Consider the following 22,816-nt stretch of genomic DNA (forward strand, 5'->3'; position numbering starts at 1 on the left):
TTGGATTTGTCAGTGGGGTGAAACAGGTTTCAGCGCGTTCAGGTCGGGTAGATTTTCGACCTCTGCAGCAGGTCCAGGGCAACGTCGACGATCATGTCTTCCTGGCCGCCGACCATGCGCCGCTGGCCCAGCTCGACGAGGATGTCCACGGCCTTGAGCCCGTAGCGTCGCGCGGCGATCTCGGCATGACGCAGGAAGCTCGAATAGACCCCGGCGTACCCCAGGGCCAGGGTTTCACGGTCGACCCGCACCGGCCGGTCCTGCAAGGGGCGGACGATATCGTCGGCGGCGTCCATCAGGGTGTAGAGGTCGGTGCCGTGGTTCCAGCCGAGACGTTCGGCGGCGGCGATAAACACCTCCAGCGGCGCGTTGCCGGCCCCGGCGCCCATGCCGGCGAGGCTGGCGTCGATCCGGTCGCAGCCCTCCTCCACGGCGACGATCGAGTTGGCGACACCGAGCGACAGGTTGTGGTGGGCATGCATGCCGGTTTCGGTTTCGGCCTTGAGCACGGCCTTCACCGCACGGAAGCGCTCACGGATATCCTGCATGCTCATCGCGCCGCCGGAGTCCACCACATAGATACAGGTGGCGCCGTAGCTTTCCATCTTCTGCGCTTCCAGCGCCAGGTTCTGCGGGCTGGTCAGGTGGCTCATCATCAGGAAACCGACGGTGTCCATGCCCAGCTCGCGGGCGTATTCGATGTGCTGGCGCGAGACATCCGCCTCGGTACAGTGGGTCGCGACGCGCACCACCCGCGCCCCGGCGTTGTAGGCGGCCTTTAGGTCATGCACGGTACCGATGCCGGGCAGCAGCAGAGTGGCAACCTTGGCATGGCTGATCACATCGCTGACCGCTTCGATCCATTCCAGGTCGGTGTGGGCGCCAAAGCCGTAGTTGAAGCTGGAGCCTTGCAGGCCATCACCGTGGGCGACCTCGATACTGTCGACGCGGGCCTTGTCCAGGGCACGGGCGATGGCCTGCACATTGTCGATGGAATACTGGTGCCGTACCGCGTGGCTGCCGTCGCGCAGGGTCACGTCGGAGATATAGAGTTTCTTGCCGGGATTGAAGGTCATGGGAGTCTCCTCAGTGGGCCATGGACCAGGCCATGCGTTCGGCGGTCGCCAACGCGGCACTGGTCATGATGTCGAGGTTGCCGGCATAGGCCGGCAGGTAGTGGGCGGCGCCTTCGACTTCGAGAAACACCGTGGTCTTCAGGCCGCTGAACTGCCCCAGGCCGGGAATGTGCAACGGTGCCTCGGCGGGGATCACCTCGAACTGCACTTTCTGCTTGAGCCGATAGCCCGGTACATAGGCCTTCACCGCTTGGGCCATCGCCTCGATGGACGCTTCAACTTCAGCCTGATCGGCCGCCTGCGACAGCACATAGACCGTGTCGCGCATCATCAGCGGTGGCTCGGCCGGGTTGAGCACGATGATCGCCTTGCCCTTCCCCGCCCCGCCGACCGCCTCGATGGCATGGGCCGTGGTTTCGGTGAACTCGTCGATATTGGCCCGGGTGCCGGGACCGGCCGATTTGCTGCTGATGGAGGCGATGATCTCGGCATAGTGCACCTTCGCCACCCGCGACACCGCCGCCACCATGGGAATGGTCGCCTGGCCGCCGCAAGTGACCATATTGACGTTGGTCGCCTGCAGGTTGGCTTCCAGGTTCACCACCGGCACGCAATACGGACCGATGGCGGCCGGGGTCAGGTCGATCAGGCGGATGCCCGGCTTGTGCTGGCGCAGCAGTGCATCGTTGGCCACGTGGGCGCTGGCCGAGGTGGCATCGAAGACGAAATCGATATCGGCGAATTCAGCCATGCGCACCAGGCCCTCGACACCCTCATGGGTAGTCGCCACGCCCAGGCGCCGGGCCCGGGCCAGGCCGTCGGAGGCGGCGTCGATGCCGACCATCACGGCCATTTCCAGATGCCTGGCATTGCGCAGGATCTTGATCATCAGATCGGTGCCGATATTGCCGGAGCCAATGATGGCGACTTTTTTCTTGTGTTCGCTCATGTCGTGTTCCTCGCGGTCAGCGGCCCAGGGCCTTGGCGGTCTTGCCGGCAATGCCGAAGTCGGTCTTGGGTACCTCGGTGATCAGCACCCGGACCGACTCGCGGGGCGCCTGGATCGACTCCACCGCCGCCTCGGTCAAGGCCGCGATCAGGCGCGCCTTCTGTTCTTCGTCACGGCCTTCGATCAGGAAAACCTGCATGATGGGCATGGTCCGACTCCTCAGGATGATTGCGACTGGAAGCGCATCGAGACGCTGCCCAGGTGCTGGTAACGCACGGTGACCTGGTCGCCCGCGGCCACCGCGATGGCTTCGGTGACACCACCGGTCATGATGAAACAGCCGGCCGGCAATTCACGGCCCTGGGCCGCGAGCATGTTGGCGAGCATCGCCACGCTCTGTGCCGGATGCCCGAGCACCGCGGCGCCCGCCGCGGTGGCGACCACTTCGCCGTTCTTCTCCAGCACCACGCCCAGGCACTTGAGGTCGATGCCGTTGACGCTGCGCGACTGGCCGCCGGTGACAAAGCGTGCCGAGGAGGTGTTGTCGGCGATCACGCTCTTGAGGTCGAAGCGGAAGTTCTCGTAACGCGAGTCGATCACCTCCACCGCCGGCAGGATGAAATCGGTGGCCGCCAGCACGTCGCCGACATGGCAACCCGGCCCCTTGAGCGGGTGCTTGAGGACAAAGGCAATCTCCGCCTCGACCTTGGGATGGATCAGCGAATCGACATCGATCACCGCGCCGTCCATGCACGAACCGTAGTCGGTGAGAAAGCCGTGGATCGGATCGGTGACGCCCATCTGCTTCATCTTGGCAAAGGAGGTCAGGCCCATTTTCAGGCCGACGATACGCACGCCACGAGCCTCCTTGCGCTGGCGGATCGCATCCTGGATCGCATAGGCGTCTTCCCAGTCCATCTCCGGGTGGGTGTCGGTGATCTTGGCCACCGCCTCGCGGTTCAACTCGGCGTTTTCCAGGTGCTCGGCCAGGCCGGCAATGGTCTCTGCTGTCAGGTTCATCTGGTTTTCCTTATACGAAACGCACGGACGCCGAGCCGATACCGCCGAGGCTCATGCGCAATTGGTCGCCGGGCTTGACCGGCACCATGGCCGCCAGCGAACCGGAAAGAATCACCTCGCCACGCTTGAGGCCGATGCCCAGGCGCCCGAGGGTGTTGGCCAGCCAGACCACGGCATTGGCCGGGTGCCCGAGAGCAGCGGCGCCGGCACCGGTGGCGACGATCTCGCCGTTCTTTTCCAGGGTCATGCCGACACAGGCCAGGTCGACCTCATGGGGCGTGACACCCGCGTCACCGAGGACAAAGGCCCCGGCCGAAGCGTTGTCGGCGACGGTGTCCTGGATGCGGATCTTCCAGTCGCGAATCCGCGAATCGACGATCTCGAAACAGGGCATCACATAGGCCGTCGCCCGCAGCACATCGGCCAGGGTCACCCCGGGACCGACCAGGTCGTCCTTGAGCACGAAGGCGATTTCGCCCTCGGCCTTGGGCGCGATCAGGTCGGCGCAGGCGATGGATGCGCCATCGCCGTGGAGCATGCCACTGAGCAGATGGCCGAAGTCCGGCTGGTCCACCCCCAGCATGTCCATCACCACTTGGCTGGTGACCCCGATTTTCTTGCCGATGACCCGCTCGCCGGCGTCCAGACGGGGCTGGAGCATCGCCAACTGAATCTGGTAGGCCTCCTCGACAGTCAGCTCCGGATGGCGCTCGGTCAGCGGGGCGATGGCCTCGGACTGGCTCAAGGCACGGTGCAGCTCGGCACCGAGTTGCTGGATAGACAGGGAATTCATGGCCGGCCTCACAAGCGCACGCAGATGTTGCGAAGTTCGGTGTAGAACTCCAGGGAATGCACACCGCCCTCACGGCCGATGCCCGACTGCTTGGCGCCGCCGAAGGCGGTACGCAGGTCGCGCAGGAACCACGAGTTGATCCAGCAGATGCCGACATCCAGCGCCGCGCCCATGCGGTGGGCGACTTGCAGGTTGCTGGTCCAGACGCTGGCAGCGAGGCCGTACCGGGTGGCGTTGACCAACTGCACCACTTCATCCTCATCGTCGAACGGCGCGATATGGCAGCACGGACCGAAGATCTCTTCGCGGATCACCGCCGAAGTCTCGGCCAGACCGGTCCAGATGGTCGGCTGGATCCAGGCGCCCTCGGCCAGTTCCGCCGGCATCGGCGGGATGCCGCCACCGCTGATCACGGTGGCGCCGTCCTGCACGGCCTGGCGGTAGTAACCGAGGACCTTTTCCCGATGCCCGAGGGACACCAGCGGGCCCATGGTGGTGCCTTCGCCATGGGGGGCGCCGATACGCAGGGTCTCGACCTTGGCCTTGAGGGCCTGGACAAAACGCTCGAACAGCGGCCGCTGGACATACACCCGCTCGGTGCCGAGGCAGACCTGGCCACTGTTTTCAAAGGCCGAGCGGGCGATACCGGCCACCGCCTTGTCCAGGTCGGCATCGGCGAACACCACGCCGGCGTTCTTCCCGCCCAGTTCCAGGGATACCGGACGCAGGCCCTTGGCCGCGGCTTTCATGATGATCTCGCCGGTACCGGTTTCGCCGGTAAAGGTGATGCCATTGACCTCGGGATGCGCGGTCAGGAAGGCCCCGGCCGAGTTTTCGCCAAAGCCATGCACCACGTTGTAGACCCCAGCCGGCACGCCGGCATCGCGCATTACTTCACCGAGCAGGGTCGCGGTGGCCGGGGTTTCCTCTGAAGGTTTGACCACAACGGTATTGCCACAGGCCAGGGCCGGACCGACTTTCCAGGTCATCAGCAGCAACGGCAGGTTCCACGGGCACACCACGGCGATCACGCCCCTGGGCGCACGCACCGCGTAGTTGACCGCCTTGCCGCCATCCGGGGTGTCCATGGTGAAGCTTTCGGTGGGCACGTTCTTGATCAGGTCGGCAAACACCTTGAAATTCGCCGCACCACGGGGAATATCCAGGTGGCTGGCCAGCCCGTAAGGCTTGCCGGTGTCGGCGATTTCCGCGGCGATGAATTCTTCGGCCCGGCGCTCGATGCCTTCGGCGACCTTGTGCAGCAAGGCCACGCGCTGGGCCACGCTCAACTGGCCCCAGGGACCGCTCAAGGCCGCCCTGGCCGCCTTGACCGCGGCATCCACCTGGGCCTGGCCGGCCTCATGCACCGGGCCGATCAGGCTGTTATCGGCCGGGTTGCGGTTGTCGAAGGTGCGCACGCCCTCGACCCACTGGTTGCCGATGAAATTGTGAAACTCGCGCAGAGGCAGTTTGGACATGATCAGTTTCCTTCTTGTAAGCCATCTTGTAGGTACACGGCCGCCTCGGCATCGCCGGCGGTGAGGTAGTCCCACATGCGTTCGAAAATTCGTCCCGAGTTGGTGGCGCGGCGCTCGGTTTCGCCGGCACTCAGCACCGGTCCCGCGAGCCCTGCCGCCAGCAGTTGCAACTCGATGCGGGCGGCGTCCTCCAGGTACCAGTTGAGGGTCAGCGCCTCCACCAGCGAGCCGCCGACCACGATGGCGCCGTTGCCACGCATCACCAACGCGGGGTTACCGGCCAGTTGCTCGGCCAGGGCGGCGGCCTGGAGGTCGTCGCGCAGCAGTTGCGGGTCGTCCCACAACGGAATCGAGGAGTGGAAATAAGCGCCCATGCCGTGCCGCGACTGCGGGGTCAGGCGGGCACAGGACAAGGTCATCACCTGGGCCGGCATGCTGCGGATCACCGCGCCGACCTCGGCCCGGCGCCGATAGATCTGCTGATGGATACGCACTTCCCCGAGCACGCCGGCGGGCAGATCGGCGTCGATGGTCACCACCACGCCGTCCTCGCCCGGTGCGATCAGGCCCATGGGCCTGGCGGCGCAGACCAGGAAATGCCCGGCATCCAGGCGCAGACTGCAATGCCCGTAGGCATGGGCCAGGCCGGAACGGGACAAGGCCCGGGCGGCCATGCGCAGTTCGATCTGCTGGGCGCGGGTGGCGACAGGCGGCCGGCTCATGACTTGAACTCCGGGATATCCGGCTTCGAACCCCAGGCGCAGAACGAAGTCAGTGCCAGCGGGAACTGCCGCGGATGGTGCGTGGCTTCCTGCTCGGGGGCGATGTGGCTGACCCCGGTGGAATACTCGTAGGTCATGCCGTCCGGCCCCTCGAAGTAGAGGAACACCGCGCCGGAGGTCGGATGCCGGCCCGGTCCGAAGAGGATCTTGATACCGCGCTCGCGCAGGAAGTAATAGGCGCGCATCACATCGTCGATGCTCTCGACCTGATGGTTGATGTGCTGCACCCCCGGATGGGCCGAGGGAAACAGGGCGATCTTGTGGTGCACTTCATCGATGCGCAGCAGTGGCGCATCACCGATCCGGTCGCTGACCCGGGCATTCGCCAACTGGGTCCAGAACGCTTCGTCGCGCTTGGCGTTGGTGGTGCGCAGGCCGATATGGCTGAAACCGGTGATGCCGGCATCCCGCGACGGAAAGTAGCGTCCGCCATAGGCATGGGGGGCGAGCACCAGTTCGATCTGGTTGCCGCTGGGATCACGGAAGTGAATCAGTTCGGCGACCGCGCGCAACTCGGCTTCTTCGCGGCTGCCATGGCGTACGGCAAAACCGTTGTCTTCCAGCAGTTGCGCGGCGTGGTCGAGTTCGGCGCTGGAGTTGATTTCAAAGGCGGTGGTGGTTTCGGTGGGATCACCCTCGTAATAGCACAGGGTGTGGTCGCGACTGTCGGAGCGGAAGTACACCGCCCCATTGGCGCTGCGGGCGACCTGCAAACCCAGCACCTGTGTGGCGTACTGGCGAGCCTGGTCGATATCCGCCGTGCCCAGACGCACGTAGCGGATGTCATGCAGATTGATCATGAGGGATGCCTCGGTATTATTTTTGTCTGGACACAATCCTCGCGCCCCGGCTTAAATAATCGAAGCTAATTCTATTTATTCAGACTATTTGATTTGGTTATAGAGCATGCGCACCGACCTGAACCTGCTTCGCGTCCTGCTGGCGATCCACGAAGCCGGTAATGTCACCACGGCGGCCCAGCACCTGGGTATGAGCCAACCGGCGGTCAGCGCCGCCCTCTCGCGCCTGCGCCATTCCCTGGGGGATGCGCTGTTCGTTCGTTCCGGCAGCCGCATGGAAGCCACGCCACGGGCCCAGAGCATCATCGAGCGGACCCGCGAGGTGATCGATATCATCGACCGCGACATCCTCAGCAACCCGACCTTCGACCCATCCCGCAGTACCGACGAGTTCACCTTCTGCCTCAGCGAGGTTGGCGAAGTGGTGTTCCTGCCGACCTTGTTCGAGCACCTGCGCAAGGTCGCGCCCAAAGCGCGGATCCGCACCTTCGGCCTGTCGCCCAGGGACCTGGCCGAACACCTGCGCGAAGGCCGGGTGGACATGGTGCTGGGCTATTTCCCCGACCTCGATGCGCCGAACATCTACCAGCAGCGGTTGTTCTCCCACGACCTGGTGTGCCTGATCCGCCGCGACCATCCGATCCGGGACGAGCGTCTGTCGCTGGAGGACTTCTGCGCCCTCGAACACCTGCAGGTACGCGACGGCAGCCGTAGCCAGGAGATGTACGAAAGCCACCTGGCGGCGCTCGGGGTGGAGCGCAATATCGTCCTGCAGATGTCCCACTACATGAGCACCTCGGCGATCATCGAGCGCTCGGACCTGGTGGTGGTGCTGCCGCGCACGGTGGCCCGGCTGTATGCCGAGGATTCGGCGGTGCGGACCATCGAGCCGCCGGTCGACTTTCCCAGCTACGACCTCAAGCAGCACTGGCATGCGCGGTTCCAGAAGGACCCGCGGCATATGTGGTTGCGGCAGACGATTCGCGAGCTGTTCGTGCCTGAGGAATAGGGAGTTTTGTGGTCGGACCCAGTCCTGTGGCGAGTGATGATCGTTCCCACGCTCCGCGTGGTAACGCCTCACGGGACGCTCTGCGTCCGCTCTTTGTGACGCGGAGCGTCACGGGCTGCATTCCCACGCGGAGCGTGGGGACGATCAAACACTTCGCGCCCCAGCGCGGGCAAGCCCGCTCGCCACAGTTCAGGTCACGGCTGACGCAGAAACATTTGGTATTAATTTGCCGTGCGCATCAATCCATTCTAAAAATGCACTTATCAAATCTATGAGGCTGCTTCAGTATCCCCGCCAATAAAAATCTGCACTGCGATGCAGGCCATAAAAGCGCTGGAGACCTTCAAGATGCACGCCTCGACACCGACCGCCACTTCTGCCCGTGCCAAGGCGGGCGCGGTATTTCGCGTTACCTCGGGTAACTTCCTCGAACAATTCGACTTCTTCCTGTTCGGCTTCTACGCCACCTATATCGCCGCCGCCTTCTTCCCCGCCAACAGTGAGTTCGCCTCGCTGATGATGACCTTCGCCGTGTTCGGCGCCGGCTTCCTCATGCGTCCGCTGGGCGCGGTGATCCTCGGCGCCTATATCGACGACGTCGGTCGGCGCAAGGGCCTGATCGTCACCCTGTCGATCATGGCCAGCGGCACCATCCTCATCGTCCTGGTGCCCGGCTACGAAAGCATCGGCCTGCTGGCTCCGGCCCTGGTCCTGGTCGGCCGCCTGCTCCAGGGTTTCTCCGCCGGTGCCGAACTGGGCGGTGTCTCGGTCTATCTGTCGGAGATCGCCACGCCGGGCCGCAAGGGCTTCTTCACCGCCTGGCAGTCCTGCAGCCAGCAAGTGGCCGTGGTCATCGCCGCCGCCCTGGGCTACGGGCTGAACCAGTGGATGTCGGCCAGCACGGTCGCTGACTGGGGCTGGCGCATTCCGTTCCTGGTCGGCTGCATGATCGTGCCGTTTATCTTCCTGCTGCGCCGCAACCTGGCGGAAACCGAAGAGTTCGCCAAGCGCAAGCACCGTCCGGGCATGCGCGAGGTGTTCAACACCCTGGCGCAGAACTGGGTGATCGTGGTCGCCGGGATGCTGATGGTCGCGCTGACCACCACCGCCTTCTACCTGATCACCGTGTACGCGCCGACCTTCGGCAAGACCGTGCTGCACCTGAGCACCGCCGACAGCCTGCTGGTGACCTTGCTGGTGGGTGTCTCGAACTTCTGCTGGCTGCCCCTGGGTGGCGCCCTCTCCGACCGTATCGGCCGCCGTCCGGTACTGCTGACCATGTCCGGCCTGACCCTGGCCACGGCCTATCCGGCCTTGTCGCTGCTGGTCCAGGCGCCGACGTTCACCAGCATGCTGCTGGTGCTGCTGTGGTTCTCGTTCCTCTACGGCATGTACAACGGCGCAATGGTTGCCGCGCTGACCGAGATCATGCCGGCGGAAGTCCGCGTGGCCGGTTTCTCCCTGGCCTACAGCCTGGCCACGGCGGTATTCGGCGGCTTCACCCCGGCGATCTCCACCGCCCTGATCCAATACACCGGAGACAAGGCCGCACCGGGATACTGGATGAGCTTCGCCGCGCTCTGCGCGCTGTGCGCGACGCTGTTTCTCTATCGCAAGGCCAGGATGCAGCTCCAGCCAGCGGTGTAGCCCGGGTGTTTTTGGGGTGACTTCAAGGGCCTCTTCGCTGGCAAGCCCTGCTCCTGCAGGTTTCGGTTGAACATAAGACTCGTGTTCGACACCGATACTGTAGGAGCCTGGCTTGCCAGCGAAGACGACGGACCAGGCACCACAGGCTCAAGCTCATTTTCCAATATCAAGAACAAGAGAAATCCGATGAAAGCAGTGTTCCTGAAACTCGCCCTGATCGGCAGCCTGGCCCTGGGCAGTGTGGCCCAGGCCGAGGAAATCCGCGTGATGACTTCCGGCGGCTTTACCGCCGCCTACAAGCTGCTCGGTCCGAAATTCGCCGCCGACAGCGGCAATACCCTCGACACCATTCTCGGCCCGTCCATGGGCAAGGCCCCGGAGGCGATCCCCAACCGGCTGGAGCGCGGTGAAAAGGCCGATGTGCTGATAATGGTCGGCTATGCCCTCGACGAATTGATCAAGCAAGGCAAGGTCATGCCCGGTTCACGGGTGGAACTGGCGGATTCGCGGATCGGCCTGGTGGTGCGCGAAGGCAGCGCCAAGCCGGCCATCGGCACCGAGCAGGAGCTCAAGGAGACCCTGCTCAAGGCCAAATCCGTGGCCTACTCCGACAGTGCCAGCGGCGTGTATATCCAGGACCAGCTGTTCAAGCGCCTGGGTATCGAAACACAGCTCAAGCCCAAGGCGACCATGGTGCCGAAGATCCCGGTGGCCTCGGTGGTCGCGACCGGCGACTATCAACTGGGCTTCCAGCAGGTCAGCGAACTGCTGCCTGTGCCGGGAGTGACTTATGTCGGCAAGATCCCCGAGTCGGTACAATCGGTGACACGGTTTGCCGCCGGGATCCCGGTAGGCGCCGAGCACCCCGCACAGGCCAAGGCCTTGCTCGACTACCTCGCCGCGCCGGCAGCCCAGGCGACCGTGAAATCCACCGGGCTGGACTCCATTCCTCATTGACTTGTGGGTAGAAGCCTCCCGTAATCCGGCGCCCATACGGGCGCTATCGCTGGCCAGCCGGCTCCTACACAGGTTTGCAGGGTCATGATCGTACCCACGCTCCAGCGTGGGTACGATCAGACTCTGTGCTCGACACCATCCCCTGTAGGAGCCGGCTTGCCGGCGATGGCGGCTCAAGGAACGCCACCGCATCAAGCCAACTCCTACCCGTGCGAAACCTTCATCTCGACAATCAGCCGCTCCAGCTCCAGCGCCGCCGGGGTCAATACCCGTCCTCGACGCTTGAGCAACCCGACCTTGCGCATCACCTCCGGCTCGACCAGCGGCACACTGGTGAGAATCGGATGCTCGCCAGCCACCGGCATCGCCATGGTCGGCACCGCCGCTATGCCCAGGCCGGCCTCCACCAGACCGATCATGGTGGTGACATGCCGGGTTTCACAGACTCCCGGCCTTGCTGCCTCAATCCCCACCAGCGCCTGGTCGAGCAGGAAACGATTGCCCGAGGTCTTGTCCAGACTGATGTAGTCCTGCTGGTACAGCTCGGTCCAGGTCACGCTGGCGCGCCCGGCCAACGGATGATCGCGGCGGCAGGCAACGACATAGCGCTCCTCGACCAGCAGCTCGAACTCGATTTCCGGCTGCAGGTTGCCGGTGAAACTCAGGCCGAAATCCGCCTCGCCACTGAGCACTGCGGCGTGCACGTCATTGGCGCTGGAGTCGAGAACCTTGACCTTGATCTTCGGGTACTGCCGGTGATAGTGGGCAACCACCTTCGGCATGAAGTAATAGGCGGCCGACGGCACACAGGCCACGGTGACATGCCCGAGGCGGGTCGAGGCCACATCGGTGATGCCCAGCAGCGCCAAATCGAGGTCGTCCAGCAGCCGCTCCACCGTCGGTGCGAAGGCCCGGCCGACCTGGGTCAGGCTGACCCGGCGGGTAGTGCGCTCGAACAGTCGCACGCCAAGAGCCTCTTCGAGCTTATCCACGCGTCGGCTCAGGGCCGGCTGGGAAATATTGATGGCCTGGGCCGCCTTGCGAAAACTGCCCTGCTCGACCACGGCGCGAAAAGCCTGCAGGTCGTTCAAATCGAAGTTGATGGCCAAGGGGCTTACTCATCGGACACTGATTGATCAGTTTAACGCATGAGTTGCTCACATAGATGCAGACACCACTACTGATCGTTCCCACGCTCCGCGTGGGAACGCCTCTCAGGACGCTCTGCGTCCGCTCTTGTGACGCAGAGCGTCACGGGCTGCATGCCCACGCGGAGCGTGGGAACGATCATCAGGGCTTGAGCATCAGCCAGTCCCGTTGCACATCGTTGCCGCACTGGAAGGTCGTCTGGCCGACGATGCGAAATCCCTGGCGCTCGTAGAAGCGGATCGCCCGTGGGTTTTCTTCACTGACGCTCAAGCGCACCGGCCCCGCCAGGTACTTCAGGGATTCGCTCATGAGAAACCCGGCGGCGCCCGAACCATGCTGTTCCGGCACCACGTAGCAGCGGGTGAACTCCTGCGCCGCGTCAGCCGCCTCGACCCCCACAGGTCCGGGTTCGGGGGTCAGCAGGCTGTAGCCGATCAGTTGCTGGTCCAGCTCAAGCACCAGGAGGATTTTCCCCGGTTGTTGCAACAACTCGCGAAAATGCACCGGCTGCAATTGCGCTTCGATATGCCGGGCGATTTCCAGCGCCGGCGTGCTGGCCGGACAGGCCAGGGCAAAGGTCCGGCAGGCGATATGACTGAGCGGATCGCAGTCCGCCACAGTAGCAGGACGTATCTGCAAAGGCTTCATGGGCGGCGCGCCTCCCCCGTCGTCAGCAACGGTGGCATAGGGCAATCGAGGATATCCGCCACTGCCCGCATCAATTCGGCCTCGGCGGCCGTGACCTGACCATCATGGCCGATGCAGCGCGCCATGGCCTTGAGCAGTTGCGGTTTCTGCAGCGGCAGCAACTGGGTCAGGCGGCGCAAGGCCGCTTCCAGGGCCTTCAGGTCACTGGCGTCGTTGAACGCCGGCACGGCGAACGGTAGCCCGGCGCAGCCATGGGCAAAGGCCTCGCCCGCTTGCCGGGGATCGGCCTGCCCGGCCCGACTGAGAAACGACAGCAGCACCGCTACTTCGTCGACCAGCGACTCCAGGCGATACTTGCCGGTCACCGAACGCAGCCCTTCGACATTGCGCTCGACGATGCGCAGCAGCGTCCACTCCAGCAGCTCGACGCGGTCGTCGGCGCGGATCAGCAAGGCCATGTTCTGTTTCACCGCGGCGAACTCGCTCTTGCCCAGTTGCTTGAGCGCCGGTATCGCCAGGTCGATCAGCGCCAGACGCTGCCCCTGGGGCAACTCGCGCAAAGGACCGCGCAGGGACTCCAGGCGGCTCGCCAGCGGCGGGCTCAGGTGTTTGCGCAACAGATCGAGTTGCTGCTCTTGCAGGAACTCCACCGGGTCCAGCAACAGCCCATAGACCAGAGCCTGGGCCCCTTCGCTGCTGTGAGCCGCCTGCTTCAGCGGCTCGGGCAAGGCCTGCAGGGTATCCTGGGCCACCTGCAGATGCGCCAGGCCGGGATCGCCGATGGCCGCGATCGACTCGGTCACGGCACCACCGCTGAAGGCGGCGGCGACAGTCGAGCGGGACGCTTGCATCCACTGGGCGGTCGGGTCCGCTGCCATGCTGTCGGCCACGGACAACGCTGCCACCTCCGGATAGCGCCCGTCCCAGCCCGGCTCGACCCGACGAATGCGCTCCGCCAACGGTGGATGGGTGGCGAACAGGCCGTCCATGGCGGACTTGATTCCCGCGCCGAAATACAGGTGGCTGAATTCGGCGGCATTCGAAGCCTGCAACTGCGAGCCGGCCGCGTGGCCGCCGATCTTCTTCAGGGCGCCGCCGATACTGTCGGGGTTGCGGGTGAACTGTACCGCCGAGGCATCGGCGAGGAATTCCCGCTGGCGGCTGACCGCCGCCTTGATCAGGTTGCCGAAAAACGTCCCGGCGTAACCGAGCACCAGCAACGTCAGGCCGAGGACGAACTTGAGCATCACGCCCTTGTTGCTGTCCGAAGAGGAACTGCGCGAGCTCGAATCGCTGCGCAACACCCACTGACCGATCAGGCCGATCAGCAGAATGCCGTGGAGCAAGGCGATCAGGCGCATGTTCAGACGCATGTCGCCGTTGTAGATATGGCTGAACTCATGGGCGATCACCCCCTGCAACTCTTCGCGGCTCAGCAGGCCGATGGCGCCACGGGTCACGCCGATCACCGCGTCCTTGGGACTCAGGCCGGCGGCGAAGGCGTTGATGCCGGTATCGTCGAGGACATACACCGACGGCACCGGCGTGCCCGAGGCCAGGGCCATTTCCTCGACGACATTGAGCAGGCGGCGTTCCTCGAAGTTCTGCGGCGAGAGGTTGATCAGGCGCCCGCCCAGGCTTTCGGCAACCACCTTGCCGCCGCCATTCAATTGCACGCGCTTGTACAGGCTGCCGCCGAGGACCACGGCGATCACCACCAACGCCACGCTGCCGACCAGCGAGGTATCGAAGATCGGCGCACCACGGCGGCTCGAAGGCTCGCCATAGAAATGCCAGATCAGGGTCAGGGCGAGACTGGTCAGGGCGACCAGGCAGGTGACCGCCAGCGCCATCAGCAGGACCAGGCGCCCGGTCTGACGCCGGGCGCGGTCCTGGTGTTCAAAGAAATTCATCGGGCCGTCCGTGGGTAACGCTGATTAGAACGACACCTTGGGGGCGGCCTGGATCTCGGCGCTGTCGGCAAACTCCAGCAGGCTGGCGTCGGCCCCATGACCAAACTTCGCGGCGAAGAATACCGGCGGGAAGGTCTGCTTGTAGGTGTTGTATTCCATCACCGAGTCATTGAAGGCCTGGCGGGCGAAGGCCACCTTGTTCTCGGTGCTGCTCAGCTCTTCGCTGAGTTGTTGCATGTTCTCGGAAGCCTTGAGGTCCGGGTAGGCTTCGAGGGTCACGTTCAGGCGCCCCAGGGCGCTGTTGAGCAGGCCCTCGGCACTGCCCAGCCTGGCCATGCTGCCCGCCTCGCCCGGCTGGGCCGCGGCGGCCTTGAGACCGGTGACGGCCTGGTTGCGCGCGTTGATCACCGCTTCCAGGGTCTCGCGTTCATGGGCCATGTAGCCCTTGGCGGTTTCCACCAGGTTGGGGATCAGGTCATGGCGACGCTTGAGCTGCACTTCGATCTGCGCGAAAGCATTCTTGAAGCGGTTACGCAGGGTCACCAGCTTGTTGTAGATGCCGATGACGTAGAAGACCACGATGGCGATGATGGCCAGGAGGATCAGGGTGGAGACCATGGCGATGTCCTTATCTGCGTTGGAGGGTGGTGGGCGATGTTAGCGTAAAACGCTCGTTGGGTCGTGCCAACGGTGACTCAAGATCATAAACCGGAGCGGCGATACGGAAACGGAGTAACTTTCTGGAAACAGAACGCTGATGCTGATGGCCTCTTCGCGGGCAAGCCCCCACCATGTCAGTGGCGACCTGCAGATAGGTGCCACCACGCGACCCCGTGGGAGTGGGCTTGCCCACGAAGGCCAGCGGAAGAACAGCACCGAATCCGCCTATGCCCTCAACCACCGTTCAAACAAAAGACCCGGCATGATCACTCATGCCGGGTCTTGTGCACTGCCCGAATCAGGGAGTCAGGTCATTCAGACCTTGACGATCCAACCCGCCGGCGCTTCGACGTCACCGGTCTGCACGCCGGTCAGTTCCTTGTACAGGCGCTGGGTCACAGGCCCGACTTCGGTTTCACTGTGGAACACGTGCAGCTTGCCGTTGTACTCGATCCCGCCGATCGGCGTGATCACCGCGGCAGTGCCGCAGGCGCCGGCTTCGCTGAAGTCGGCGATCTTGTCGATCAGCACATCGCCTTCGACCACCTTCAGGCCCAGGCGCGATTGCGCCAGCTCGATCAACGACAGGCGGGTGATGCCTGGCAGCACCGAAGGCGACTTCGGTGTGACGAATTCGTTGTTGGCGGTGATGCCGAAGAAGTTGGCCGAGCCCACTTCCTCGATCTTCGAATGGGTCAGCGGGTCCAGGTAGATGCTGTCGGCAAAGCCGAGCTTCTTGGCTTCGGAGCCCGGCAGCAGGCTGGCCGCGTAGTTGCCGCCGACCTTGGCCGCGCCGGTACCCTGGGGCGCCGCACGGTCATAGCTGGAAATCACGAAGTTGTGCGGCTTCATGCCGCCCTTGAAGTAGGCACCCACCGGGATACAGAACACCGAGAAGATGAACTCCGGCGCGGTACGCACGCCGATATTGTCGCCCACGCCGATGACGAACGGACGCAGGTACAGGGCACCGCCGGTACCGTAGGGAGGAATGAAACGCTCGTTGGCCTTGACCACCTGCTTGCAGGCTTCGATAAAGGCTTCGGTCGACGGCGCCGGCATCAGCAGGCGGGCACAGCTGCGCTGCATGCGCGCAGCGTTCTGGTCAGGCCGGAACAGGTTGATCGAACCATCCTTGCAACGGTAGGCCTTCAGGCCTTCGAAACATTGCTGGCCGTAATGCAGCGCGGTCGAACCTTCGCTGATGTGCAGGACGTTGTCTTCGGTCAACGAACCGTTGTCCCACTCGCCGTTACGGAAGTACGACAGATAGCGCTTGTCGGTCTTGATGTAATCGAAACCCAGCTTGTCCCAGTTAATGCTTTCCTGACCCATGGCACCCTCAATCATCTGATAACCGCCCGGATACCCCGGGCTTATGACATTTTTTCCGCAGGCAACCACAATACTCTATTCGGACAGGAAATCGCAGCCTGGACGGCGTGCATGTCCTACATGCGTTTATGCACGGTGCGCACTGGCGGTGCCGAATCTCAGTCGATACGAGCCTTTGGCGACGCATGGCGACCGAGACGGTACTGGTTGTTGCCGCTGCGCTTGGCTTCGTACATCGCCAGGTCGGCGGTGTGGATCAGCGTGTCCATGCTCGGTGCATGGTCGGGGAATACCGCGACGCCCAGGCTGGAACCGATCTGGGCCTGCTGGTCGCCGAGACTGATCGGCACCGACAGTTCGACAAGGATCTTCTCGCACAAGCGATGGACCTCTTCCGACAGACCGATGCCCTGCTGGGCCAACCCCTCGAGAATCAGCACGAACTCGTCGCCGCCGATACGCGCCACCGTGTCCGAGGCGCGCATCAGGTTTTTCAGGCGGGTCGCCGTGGTGATCAGCATGCGATCGCCAGCCGCGTGCCCGTAGGCATCGTTGATCTCCTTGAAACCATTCAGGTCGAGGAACACCAGGATCACCCGGGTTGCCCCCGTACGGGCACGCTCCAGGGCCATGCAGAGGCGTTCCTCCAGTACCAGGCGATTGGGCAGGCCGGTCAGCGCGTCGTTGTGGGCCAGGATTTGCAACTGGCTGGCCCAGGCCTTTTCCTCGGTGATATCGCGGACCACGCCCATCATCTTGATCGCCGTGTCGTGAACGTTCTTCACCACGTTGCCGGTTTCGCGCAGCCAGTGGATGCTGCCGTCCGGCCAGACCACCCGGTATTCCTCGTCGTGGTTCTCGCCGGTCTCGATGCAGTGCAACTCCCCCGCGCGGACCCTCGCGCGGTCATCGGGATGCACGCTGGCACAGAACAACTCGTAGGACGGCACCACTTCGCCGACCTTGTAGCCGAACATGCCGTAGATGGCTTCCGACCAATAGAGTTTCTCGGTATCGACATCCCAGTCCCAGGTGCCGATCCGGGCAAAGTACTGGCTGCGCTTGAAGCGCTCGATATCGTCGCCCCGCCGCGCGCTTTCACTCAACGGGTACAGCAATGCCCGGCACTCGACCAGTTCGCGCCGGGCCTTGCGTTCACGACGCCAGAGTACGGCGATCAGAAGGATCGCCGACACGGCGAAAGCCGCCTCGATCCATAAGGTCATCCTTGAAAGCCAGTCAACTTGAACATGGTCGGGCAACGAATAAATGGCCAGTGGCTATATTAATCCACACTGACCGTGTGCCCATGTTTTTTTTAGTGTCCCGCGACCTCGCCCAGCAATGACTGGTGAGCACAGACCCCGGCCATGACCCCGGCCGCCGACGCCAGCGTTGCGTTGTGCATCGGGCTGGCGGCGTCCCCGGCGGCAAACACGCCCGGCACCGTGGTTTCCTTGCGTTCGTCCACCCGCAGATAGGGTCCGCTCGGCCCCTCGTCGAACTGGCAACCCAGTTGCTCGGCCAATGGACTGGCCATCCGGGTTTTCGGGCCGGTGAACAATGCCTGGACTTCGATCACCCGCCCGTCGCTCAAGCGCACCGCCTCCAGGGCCGGTGCCCGTCCCAGCAACTCGACCACCGGGGTCCGCTCGATCTGCACGCCGCGCGCCTGCAACAGGGCCAGTTGCCCGGCATCCGGTTCGTGGAAGCCCTGGGTGAAATATACCGTCGGTCCCCAGTCCGGAATCATGCTCGCCTGGTGCGCCGAAAGCGCCATGGTGGCCAGCACACCCAGGGCACGGTCACGTACTTCATAGCCATGGCAGTACGGGCAATGCAGCACCGTCTTGCCCCAACGCGCCTGCAAGCCGGGAATCGCCGGCAACTCATCGTGCAGGCCGGTGGCCAGGACCAGCCGCGCCGCCCGCTCTTCCCGGCCATCGGCCAGCACCACGGCAAATCCGCTATCGAGCGGACGGGCCGAGACCACCTCGCCCTCGACGAATTCGACGGTCGGATAACACAGCAACTGGCGCAGTGCCTCGTCTCGGATCGCCTGGGGCGACTGGCCATCCTGGCCGAGAAAACCGTGGGACGTCACCGCGAACCGGTTGCGCGGCCGCCCCGAATCGACCAGCAACACCCGCTGACGGGCCCGGGCCAGTTGCATGGCCGCCGACAACCCGGCAAAGCTGGCACCGACCACCACGATGAAATGAGACATGGGTAGAACTCCTCGTCGATTGAAATCACGAAACTTTATAAGTTACATAATAAACACTCGTCAACTCCTGTAACTCGTCTTGTTACAGACGGTCGATTTTGCTATACGTGCGCAGTGTTTTTTCACCAGCGAAACCCGCCCATGCGCAACGACAGTCGCCTCTCCCGCATGCTCCACGTGCTGATCCACATGGACCAGCACGACCAGCGCACCACCTCCGAAACCATCGCGCAAATGCTGCGCACCAACCCGGTGGTGGTGCGCCGGACCATGGCCGGCCTGCGCGATCACGGTTACGTGCACTCGGAAAAAGGCCACGGCGGCGGCTGGACCCCGGCCCGACCCCTGGGCGAGATCACCCTGCTCGACATCCATCGGGCCCTCGGCGCCCCCGAAGTGTTCGCCATGGGTCTGTCGAAGGAGGAACCGCAGTGCCTGGTGGAACAGGCGGTCAATGCGCGGCTGACCGATGTCGTGCAGGAAGCCGAGGCGCTGCTGGTCCAACGCCTCGGGCAAGTGACCGTGGCCGAGCTGGCGAGCGACTTCGAGCAGCGCCTGGCGCAGAAACGCCTGGAAAACCCCGACCTGGAAATCACTCATGGGCTGCCGACCCTGGAGAAGTCATGACAGACACTGAACTGCAGGTGACCGACCTGCTGGAAGGCGACGGCAAGGCCGTGGTCAAGGGCGCACTGATCACCACCCATTATCGCGGCACGCTTGCCGACGGCAGCGAGTTCGATTCGTCCCATGCCCGTGGCAAGCCGTTCCAGTGCGTGATCGGCACCGGGCGGGTAATCAAGGGCTGGGATATCGGCCTGATGGGCATGAAGGTCGGCGGCAAGCGCCAGCTGTTCGTACCGGCGCACCTGGCCTACGGTGAACGCGGCATGGGCTCGCGCGTCGCCCCGGGTGCCGACCTGAGCTTTGAAATCGAGTTGCTGGAAGTGCTGACCCGGGATGACTGAGCAAACCTAGGGTGCCAGCCGCCGTTCCATGACGATGGTGCGCTCTTCACCGTGCCAGGTATCGCCCACGGCCTCGAATCCCAAGCGTGCATAAAAGCCTTCGGCGGTCACGGTCGAAGGCACCTTCAACAGGCTCACGCCCGCCCCCAGGGCATACCGGACCACCTCGTCCATCAAGGCCTGGCCCACTCCGCAGCCCTGGGTATCCGGCGCCACGAACACCGTGCGTACCACCTCGCCGTCGAGGCTGGCGGTGCCGACGATCCGCTCCCCCGCCTGCGCTACCAGCACCGTGCGAATGCCCAGCAGGCTGCGCACGTCCTGCGGGCCGAAACTCTGCTCGACCCGGGCGATCACTTGCGCCGGATAGTCCGCGGCGTTGCTCTCGCGCAGCGCCTGGATAATCACCTGGCTGATGGCTTCGGCATCCTCGTCACGGGCAATGCGGATGCTGCATGGCATGGGGCTGGCCTCGAGTCCTTTCGTCAGGGTCCTATCCTACGTATCCCCGCTGCGGCTGCAAGGGTGCCGATCGAGAGCGACCTTGTCCCTGAAGAAACCCTGTGACTATCCTTGGCACTCAAATGTGCCGAAGCTCGAGATCGCTGTTGATGATCGACAGCGACTCAACCTTTCGCTACCGGAGATCTCCCATGCCCGACCCGCAGGTCAGCGCGGCCCTGGAAACGCTCTTGCCGCTGATGGCCGAACAACCATTGCTGGTGCTGACCGGCGCCGGTATCAGCACCTCTTCCGGCATTCCCGACTACCGCGACAGCGACGGCGTGCGCCGGGGCAAGGCACCGATGATGATCCAGGAATTCCTCGGCTCGCCCCAGGCCCGCCGCCGCTACTGGGCCAGGGCCATGCTCGGTTGGCCACGGGTGCGCCAGGCCCGGCCGAATGCCGCCCACCGGGCCCTGGCCAGTCTGCAGGCGCAGCGGCACCTCAGCGGCCTGATCACCCAGAATGTCGATACCCTGCATGACCAGGCCGGCAGCCACGATGTCATCGAACTGCATGGCAGCCTGCACAAGGTGCTCTGCCTGGATTGCGGCGCCCGCCTGGAGCGCGATGCCGTCCAGCTCGCGCTGGAGGCGCAGAACCCTTATCTGCTGGAGGTCAATGCGATCCAGGCGCCCGACGGCGATACCCTGCTGGACGACGCTTTCGAATCGCGCTTCCAGGTGCCCCGCTGCCCGCAGTGCGACGGCGAACGCCTGAAGCCCGATGTGGTGTTCTTCGGCGAAAACGTCGCCCCGCTCACCGCCGCCAAGGCCCTGGTCAGCGCCGAACAGGCCGCGGGTCTGCTGGTGATCGGATCGTCGCTGATGGCCTACTCGGCTTTCCGCCTGTGCAAGCTGATCACCGAGCGCGGCAAGCCGCTGATCGCCATCAACCTGGGCAAGACCCGCGCCGATGACCTGCTCGACTTCAAGTTCGAAGCTTCCTGCGAACAGTTGCTGCCGCTGCTGGTCGAGCGCCTGGGCTGATCAGAGAAGAATGGGCAGCGCCTCGATGATCGCCTGGGTCGAACGTACCCGGGCAATACGCGGCATGACCTTCTCCATGGAGAAGCGATGGGTGTCATCGCCCAGGCCGGCGCAGGCATCCTCGGCCACCAGTACCGCATAGTTGTGGTGCCAGGCGTCGCGGACGGTGGACTCGACACCGGAGTTGCTGGCGATCCCGCAGACAATCACCGTGGTAATCCCGCGACGGCGCAGTTGCAGGTCCAGTTCGGTGCCGTAGAAGGCGCTCCAGCTGTGCTTGGTGATCTGCACCGGGGCGTTCAGGGCGGCAATCGACGGTTCGAGGACAGCCCACTGCTCGGGCAGCCCCCCCGCCGGCACGGCCATCGGCATATCCACCGGCTGGTTGGGCTTATCGGCATAGTCACTGGCGAACGCCACGCGCACGGCAACCACCAGGCCACCCGCCCGGGTCAGGTGCTCGCCGAGCCGCGCGGCCCGTTCGGCAACGGCCTGCGGAGCGTGAGGCGCAACGGGCAAGGCCATGATGCCTTGTTGCAGGTCGATGATGACGAGGGCACAGGTACGGGGATCGAGATCAAGCGACATGAGTAGTTCCTGATGAGTTTCCTGATGCCCGGACGCCGGATCGCGGGCGACACCAGCGCGAAAGTCGGGGAGACAGGCGCAATGAGGCGGGTATCCCCCTCAGGATGCGAGAGCGCTCGCGCCGTTCGCAAGTAAAAAAATTTTCATTATTCGCCCGGCGCAATCAGCCGCAAGGCCCCGGCAGCAAGGCCGAAGCCCCCGTACGCCTCGGTCAGCCCGGAATGGTCAACCCTTTCACCACTACCGGGCGGCCGAGGAATTGCTCCAGCGCACGGGTGACATGGGGGAAATCCTGGATGCCCACCAGGTCGCCGGCCTCATAGAAGCCGATCAGGTTACGGATCCACGGGAAGGTGGCGATATCGGCGATGCCGTAGTCGTCACCCATGATCCAGCGCCGGCTTTCCAGACGCTGGTCGAGTACCGCCAGCAGGCGTTTGCTCTCGGCCACGTAGCGGTCGCGCGGGCGCTTGTCCTCGTAGTCCTTGCCGGCAAACTTGTTGAAGAAACCGAGCTGGCCGAACATCGGCCCGATCCCACCCATCTGGAACATCAGCCACTGGATGGTTTCATAGCGGGTGGCCGGGTCCCGGGACATGAACCTGCCGGTCTTTTCGGCCAGGTAGATCAGGATCGCGCCGGACTCGAACAACGCCAGCGGCTGGCCGCCGGGACCGTTCGGATCGAGGATCGCCGGGATCTTGTTGTTGGGGTTCAACGAGATGAATTGCGGGCTCAACTGATCATTGGTCGAGAAACTCACCAGGTGCGGTTCGTAGGGCAGGCCCAGCTCTTCGAGCAGGATCGACACCTTGACGCCGTTGGGCGTAGGCAACGAATACAGCTGGAGACGGTCTGGATGTTGAGCGGGCCATTTTTGCGTGATGGCAAACGACGAAAGATCGGTCATGGAAGGCTTCCAGCAAGCGGCAGGGAATGCGGCAACGGGTCGGGACAAGCCACCCGTCCAGGCCCTGATTATAGGCACAGCCAACGGGCACGCTCACCTCGTTTGACACGACACTTTTGCCACACGGACAATCAACGAATGTTTTCTGGAGACTGACATGAACCTGAAATTCCTCAGCCTGCCGCTACTGGCAGCAACCTTCCTGACCCTGGCAGGCTGTTCGACGCCCACCGTGGTGACCTTGCAGAACGGTACCCAGTACGTGACCAAGGACTTGCCGAAAACCCATTCCGCCGATGGCTTCTACGAGTTCGAGGATATTTCCGGCAAGGTGATCCGGATCAAGGCGTCCGATGTAGCGACGGTCAAGGCGCAGGACTGACTTGCTCGACCATCGAGCGTGGGAACGATCAT

Annotated in this window: 25 protein-coding genes; 7 read left to right on the forward strand and 18 right to left on the reverse strand. The window is 63.9% G+C overall.

The features are described 5' to 3' along the window. Positions 1-38: 38 nt before the first annotated feature. The 8 genes from dmpG to HX851_RS28490 are packed head-to-tail and all read right to left on the reverse strand — an operon-like array spanning position 39 to position 6,898. Entirely contained in the window at positions 39-1,076 is a 1,038-nt protein-coding gene (gene dmpG / locus HX851_RS28455; RefSeq protein ID WP_177055363.1) for a 4-hydroxy-2-oxovalerate aldolase, read from the reverse strand. Positions 1,077-1,086: 10 nt separating this feature from the next. Then, a complete protein-coding gene (locus HX851_RS28460; protein ID WP_177064111.1) occupies positions 1,087-2,025 on the reverse strand; it encodes an acetaldehyde dehydrogenase (acetylating) in 939 nt (312 codons plus the stop codon). A 16-nt stretch (positions 2,026-2,041) separates the two neighbouring features. Then, the gene (locus HX851_RS28465) at positions 2,042-2,233 is read right to left on the reverse strand and encodes a tautomerase family protein (RefSeq protein ID WP_177055367.1); all 192 of its coding nucleotides are present in this window, start codon (positions 2,231-2,233) and stop codon (positions 2,042-2,044) included. Positions 2,234-2,244: 11 nt separating this feature from the next. Then, positions 2,245-3,045, reverse strand: a complete 801-nt coding sequence (gene dmpH / locus HX851_RS28470) for a 2-oxo-3-hexenedioate decarboxylase (RefSeq protein WP_177055369.1) — start codon at positions 3,043-3,045, stop codon at positions 2,245-2,247. Positions 3,046-3,055: 10 nt separating this feature from the next. Continuing rightward, the gene (gene dmpE, locus HX851_RS28475) at positions 3,056-3,838 is read right to left on the reverse strand and encodes a 2-oxopent-4-enoate hydratase (RefSeq protein ID WP_177055371.1); all 783 of its coding nucleotides are present in this window, start codon (positions 3,836-3,838) and stop codon (positions 3,056-3,058) included. Positions 3,839-3,846: 8 nt separating this feature from the next. Beyond that, positions 3,847-5,301 (reverse strand): 2-hydroxymuconic semialdehyde dehydrogenase, encoded by a 1,455-nt coding sequence (locus HX851_RS28480; RefSeq protein ID WP_256262304.1) that lies wholly within the window; start codon positions 5,299-5,301, stop codon positions 3,847-3,849. A 17-nt stretch (positions 5,302-5,318) separates the two neighbouring features. Then, positions 5,319-6,038: a class II aldolase/adducin family protein gene (locus HX851_RS28485; protein WP_177064112.1), complete on the reverse strand. Its 720-nt coding sequence runs from the start codon at positions 6,036-6,038 to the stop codon at positions 5,319-5,321. Further along, the gene (locus HX851_RS28490) at positions 6,035-6,898 is read right to left on the reverse strand and encodes a VOC family protein (RefSeq protein WP_177064113.1); all 864 of its coding nucleotides are present in this window, start codon (positions 6,896-6,898) and stop codon (positions 6,035-6,037) included. The genes HX851_RS28485 and HX851_RS28490 overlap by 4 nt, the downstream gene beginning before the upstream one ends. A 106-nt stretch (positions 6,899-7,004) precedes the next feature. Between HX851_RS28490 and HX851_RS28495 the strand changes: the two genes are divergently transcribed. The 3 genes from HX851_RS28495 to HX851_RS28505 all read left to right on the forward strand — a co-directional run bounded on the left by HX851_RS28495 (position 7,005) and on the right by HX851_RS28505 (position 10,511). Beyond that, positions 7,005-7,907 (forward strand): LysR family transcriptional regulator, encoded by a 903-nt coding sequence (locus HX851_RS28495; protein ID WP_177064114.1) that lies wholly within the window; start codon positions 7,005-7,007, stop codon positions 7,905-7,907. A gap of 348 nt (positions 7,908-8,255) precedes the next feature. Then, entirely contained in the window at positions 8,256-9,554 is a 1,299-nt protein-coding gene (locus tag HX851_RS28500; RefSeq protein WP_177064115.1) for an MFS transporter, read from the forward strand. Positions 9,555-9,740: 186 nt separating this feature from the next. Next, positions 9,741-10,511: a substrate-binding domain-containing protein gene (locus tag HX851_RS28505; protein ID WP_177064116.1), complete on the forward strand. Its 771-nt coding sequence runs from the start codon at positions 9,741-9,743 to the stop codon at positions 10,509-10,511. Between the two features lie 203 nt (positions 10,512-10,714). On the opposite strand, the gene HX851_RS28510 is transcribed toward HX851_RS28505, so the two are convergent. From HX851_RS28510 to HX851_RS28540, 7 genes are all read right to left on the reverse strand, one after another. Then, entirely contained in the window at positions 10,715-11,620 is a 906-nt protein-coding gene (locus tag HX851_RS28510) for a LysR family transcriptional regulator (protein ID WP_177055383.1), read from the reverse strand. A gap of 181 nt (positions 11,621-11,801) precedes the next feature. Further along, positions 11,802-12,308, reverse strand: coding sequence for a GNAT family N-acetyltransferase (locus tag HX851_RS28515; RefSeq protein WP_177064117.1), 507 nt, complete (start codon positions 12,306-12,308; stop codon positions 11,802-11,804). After that, positions 12,305-14,221, reverse strand: coding sequence for a M48 family metallopeptidase (locus HX851_RS28520; protein ID WP_177064118.1), 1,917 nt, complete (start codon positions 14,219-14,221; stop codon positions 12,305-12,307). Before HX851_RS28520 ends, HX851_RS28515 begins: the two co-directional genes overlap by 4 nt. A 24-nt stretch (positions 14,222-14,245) precedes the next feature. Then, positions 14,246-14,839, reverse strand: a complete 594-nt coding sequence (locus HX851_RS28525) for a LemA family protein (protein ID WP_177055389.1) — start codon at positions 14,837-14,839, stop codon at positions 14,246-14,248. Between the two features lie 357 nt (positions 14,840-15,196). Next, entirely contained in the window at positions 15,197-16,216 is a 1,020-nt protein-coding gene (locus HX851_RS28530; protein ID WP_177055391.1) for a branched-chain amino acid aminotransferase, read from the reverse strand. Between the two features lie 158 nt (positions 16,217-16,374). Further along, the gene (locus HX851_RS28535; protein ID WP_177055393.1) at positions 16,375-17,442 is read right to left on the reverse strand and encodes a sensor domain-containing diguanylate cyclase; all 1,068 of its coding nucleotides are present in this window, start codon (positions 17,440-17,442) and stop codon (positions 16,375-16,377) included. Between the two features lie 92 nt (positions 17,443-17,534). Then, positions 17,535-18,443, reverse strand: a complete 909-nt coding sequence (locus HX851_RS28540) for an NAD(P)/FAD-dependent oxidoreductase (RefSeq protein ID WP_177055395.1) — start codon at positions 18,441-18,443, stop codon at positions 17,535-17,537. A gap of 141 nt (positions 18,444-18,584) precedes the next feature. On the opposite strand from HX851_RS28540, the gene HX851_RS28545 reads away from it, so the two are divergent. Next, positions 18,585-19,070 carry an RrF2 family transcriptional regulator gene (locus HX851_RS28545; protein ID WP_177064119.1) on the forward strand — a complete coding sequence of 162 codons (486 nt, stop codon included), beginning with the start codon at positions 18,585-18,587 and terminating at the stop codon, positions 19,068-19,070. After that, positions 19,067-19,411: an FKBP-type peptidyl-prolyl cis-trans isomerase gene (locus HX851_RS28550; protein WP_177055399.1), complete on the forward strand. Its 345-nt coding sequence runs from the start codon at positions 19,067-19,069 to the stop codon at positions 19,409-19,411. The genes HX851_RS28545 and HX851_RS28550 overlap by 4 nt, the downstream gene beginning before the upstream one ends. 6 nt (positions 19,412-19,417) lie before the next feature. Here the strand turns inward: HX851_RS28550 and HX851_RS28555 are convergent, their stop codons facing one another. After that, positions 19,418-19,873: a GNAT family N-acetyltransferase gene (locus HX851_RS28555; RefSeq protein ID WP_177055401.1), complete on the reverse strand. Its 456-nt coding sequence runs from the start codon at positions 19,871-19,873 to the stop codon at positions 19,418-19,420. Between the two features lie 191 nt (positions 19,874-20,064). Here HX851_RS28555 and HX851_RS28560 point away from each other — a divergent pair, with 191 nt between their 5' ends. Next, entirely contained in the window at positions 20,065-20,904 is an 840-nt protein-coding gene (locus HX851_RS28560; RefSeq protein WP_177064120.1) for an NAD-dependent protein deacetylase, read from the forward strand. Here the strand turns inward: HX851_RS28560 and HX851_RS28565 are convergent, their stop codons facing one another. Continuing rightward, positions 20,905-21,492 carry a hydrolase gene (locus tag HX851_RS28565; RefSeq protein WP_177055405.1) on the reverse strand — a complete coding sequence of 196 codons (588 nt, stop codon included), beginning with the start codon at positions 21,490-21,492 and terminating at the stop codon, positions 20,905-20,907. It lies immediately after the preceding gene. 211 nt (positions 21,493-21,703) lie between these two features. After that, positions 21,704-22,402, reverse strand: a complete 699-nt coding sequence (locus HX851_RS28570; protein WP_177064121.1) for a glutathione S-transferase N-terminal domain-containing protein — start codon at positions 22,400-22,402, stop codon at positions 21,704-21,706. Positions 22,403-22,559: 157 nt separating this feature from the next. Between HX851_RS28570 and HX851_RS28575 the strand changes: the two genes are divergently transcribed. Continuing rightward, positions 22,560-22,784: a YgdI/YgdR family lipoprotein gene (locus HX851_RS28575; RefSeq protein ID WP_177055408.1), complete on the forward strand. Its 225-nt coding sequence runs from the start codon at positions 22,560-22,562 to the stop codon at positions 22,782-22,784. The last annotated feature ends 32 nt before the right edge of the window (positions 22,785-22,816 follow it).

Origin of the sequence: Pseudomonas gingeri (genome assembly GCF_013385635.1) — a bacterium.
Taxonomy (GTDB): domain Bacteria; phylum Pseudomonadota; class Gammaproteobacteria; order Pseudomonadales; family Pseudomonadaceae; genus Aquipseudomonas; species Aquipseudomonas gingeri_A.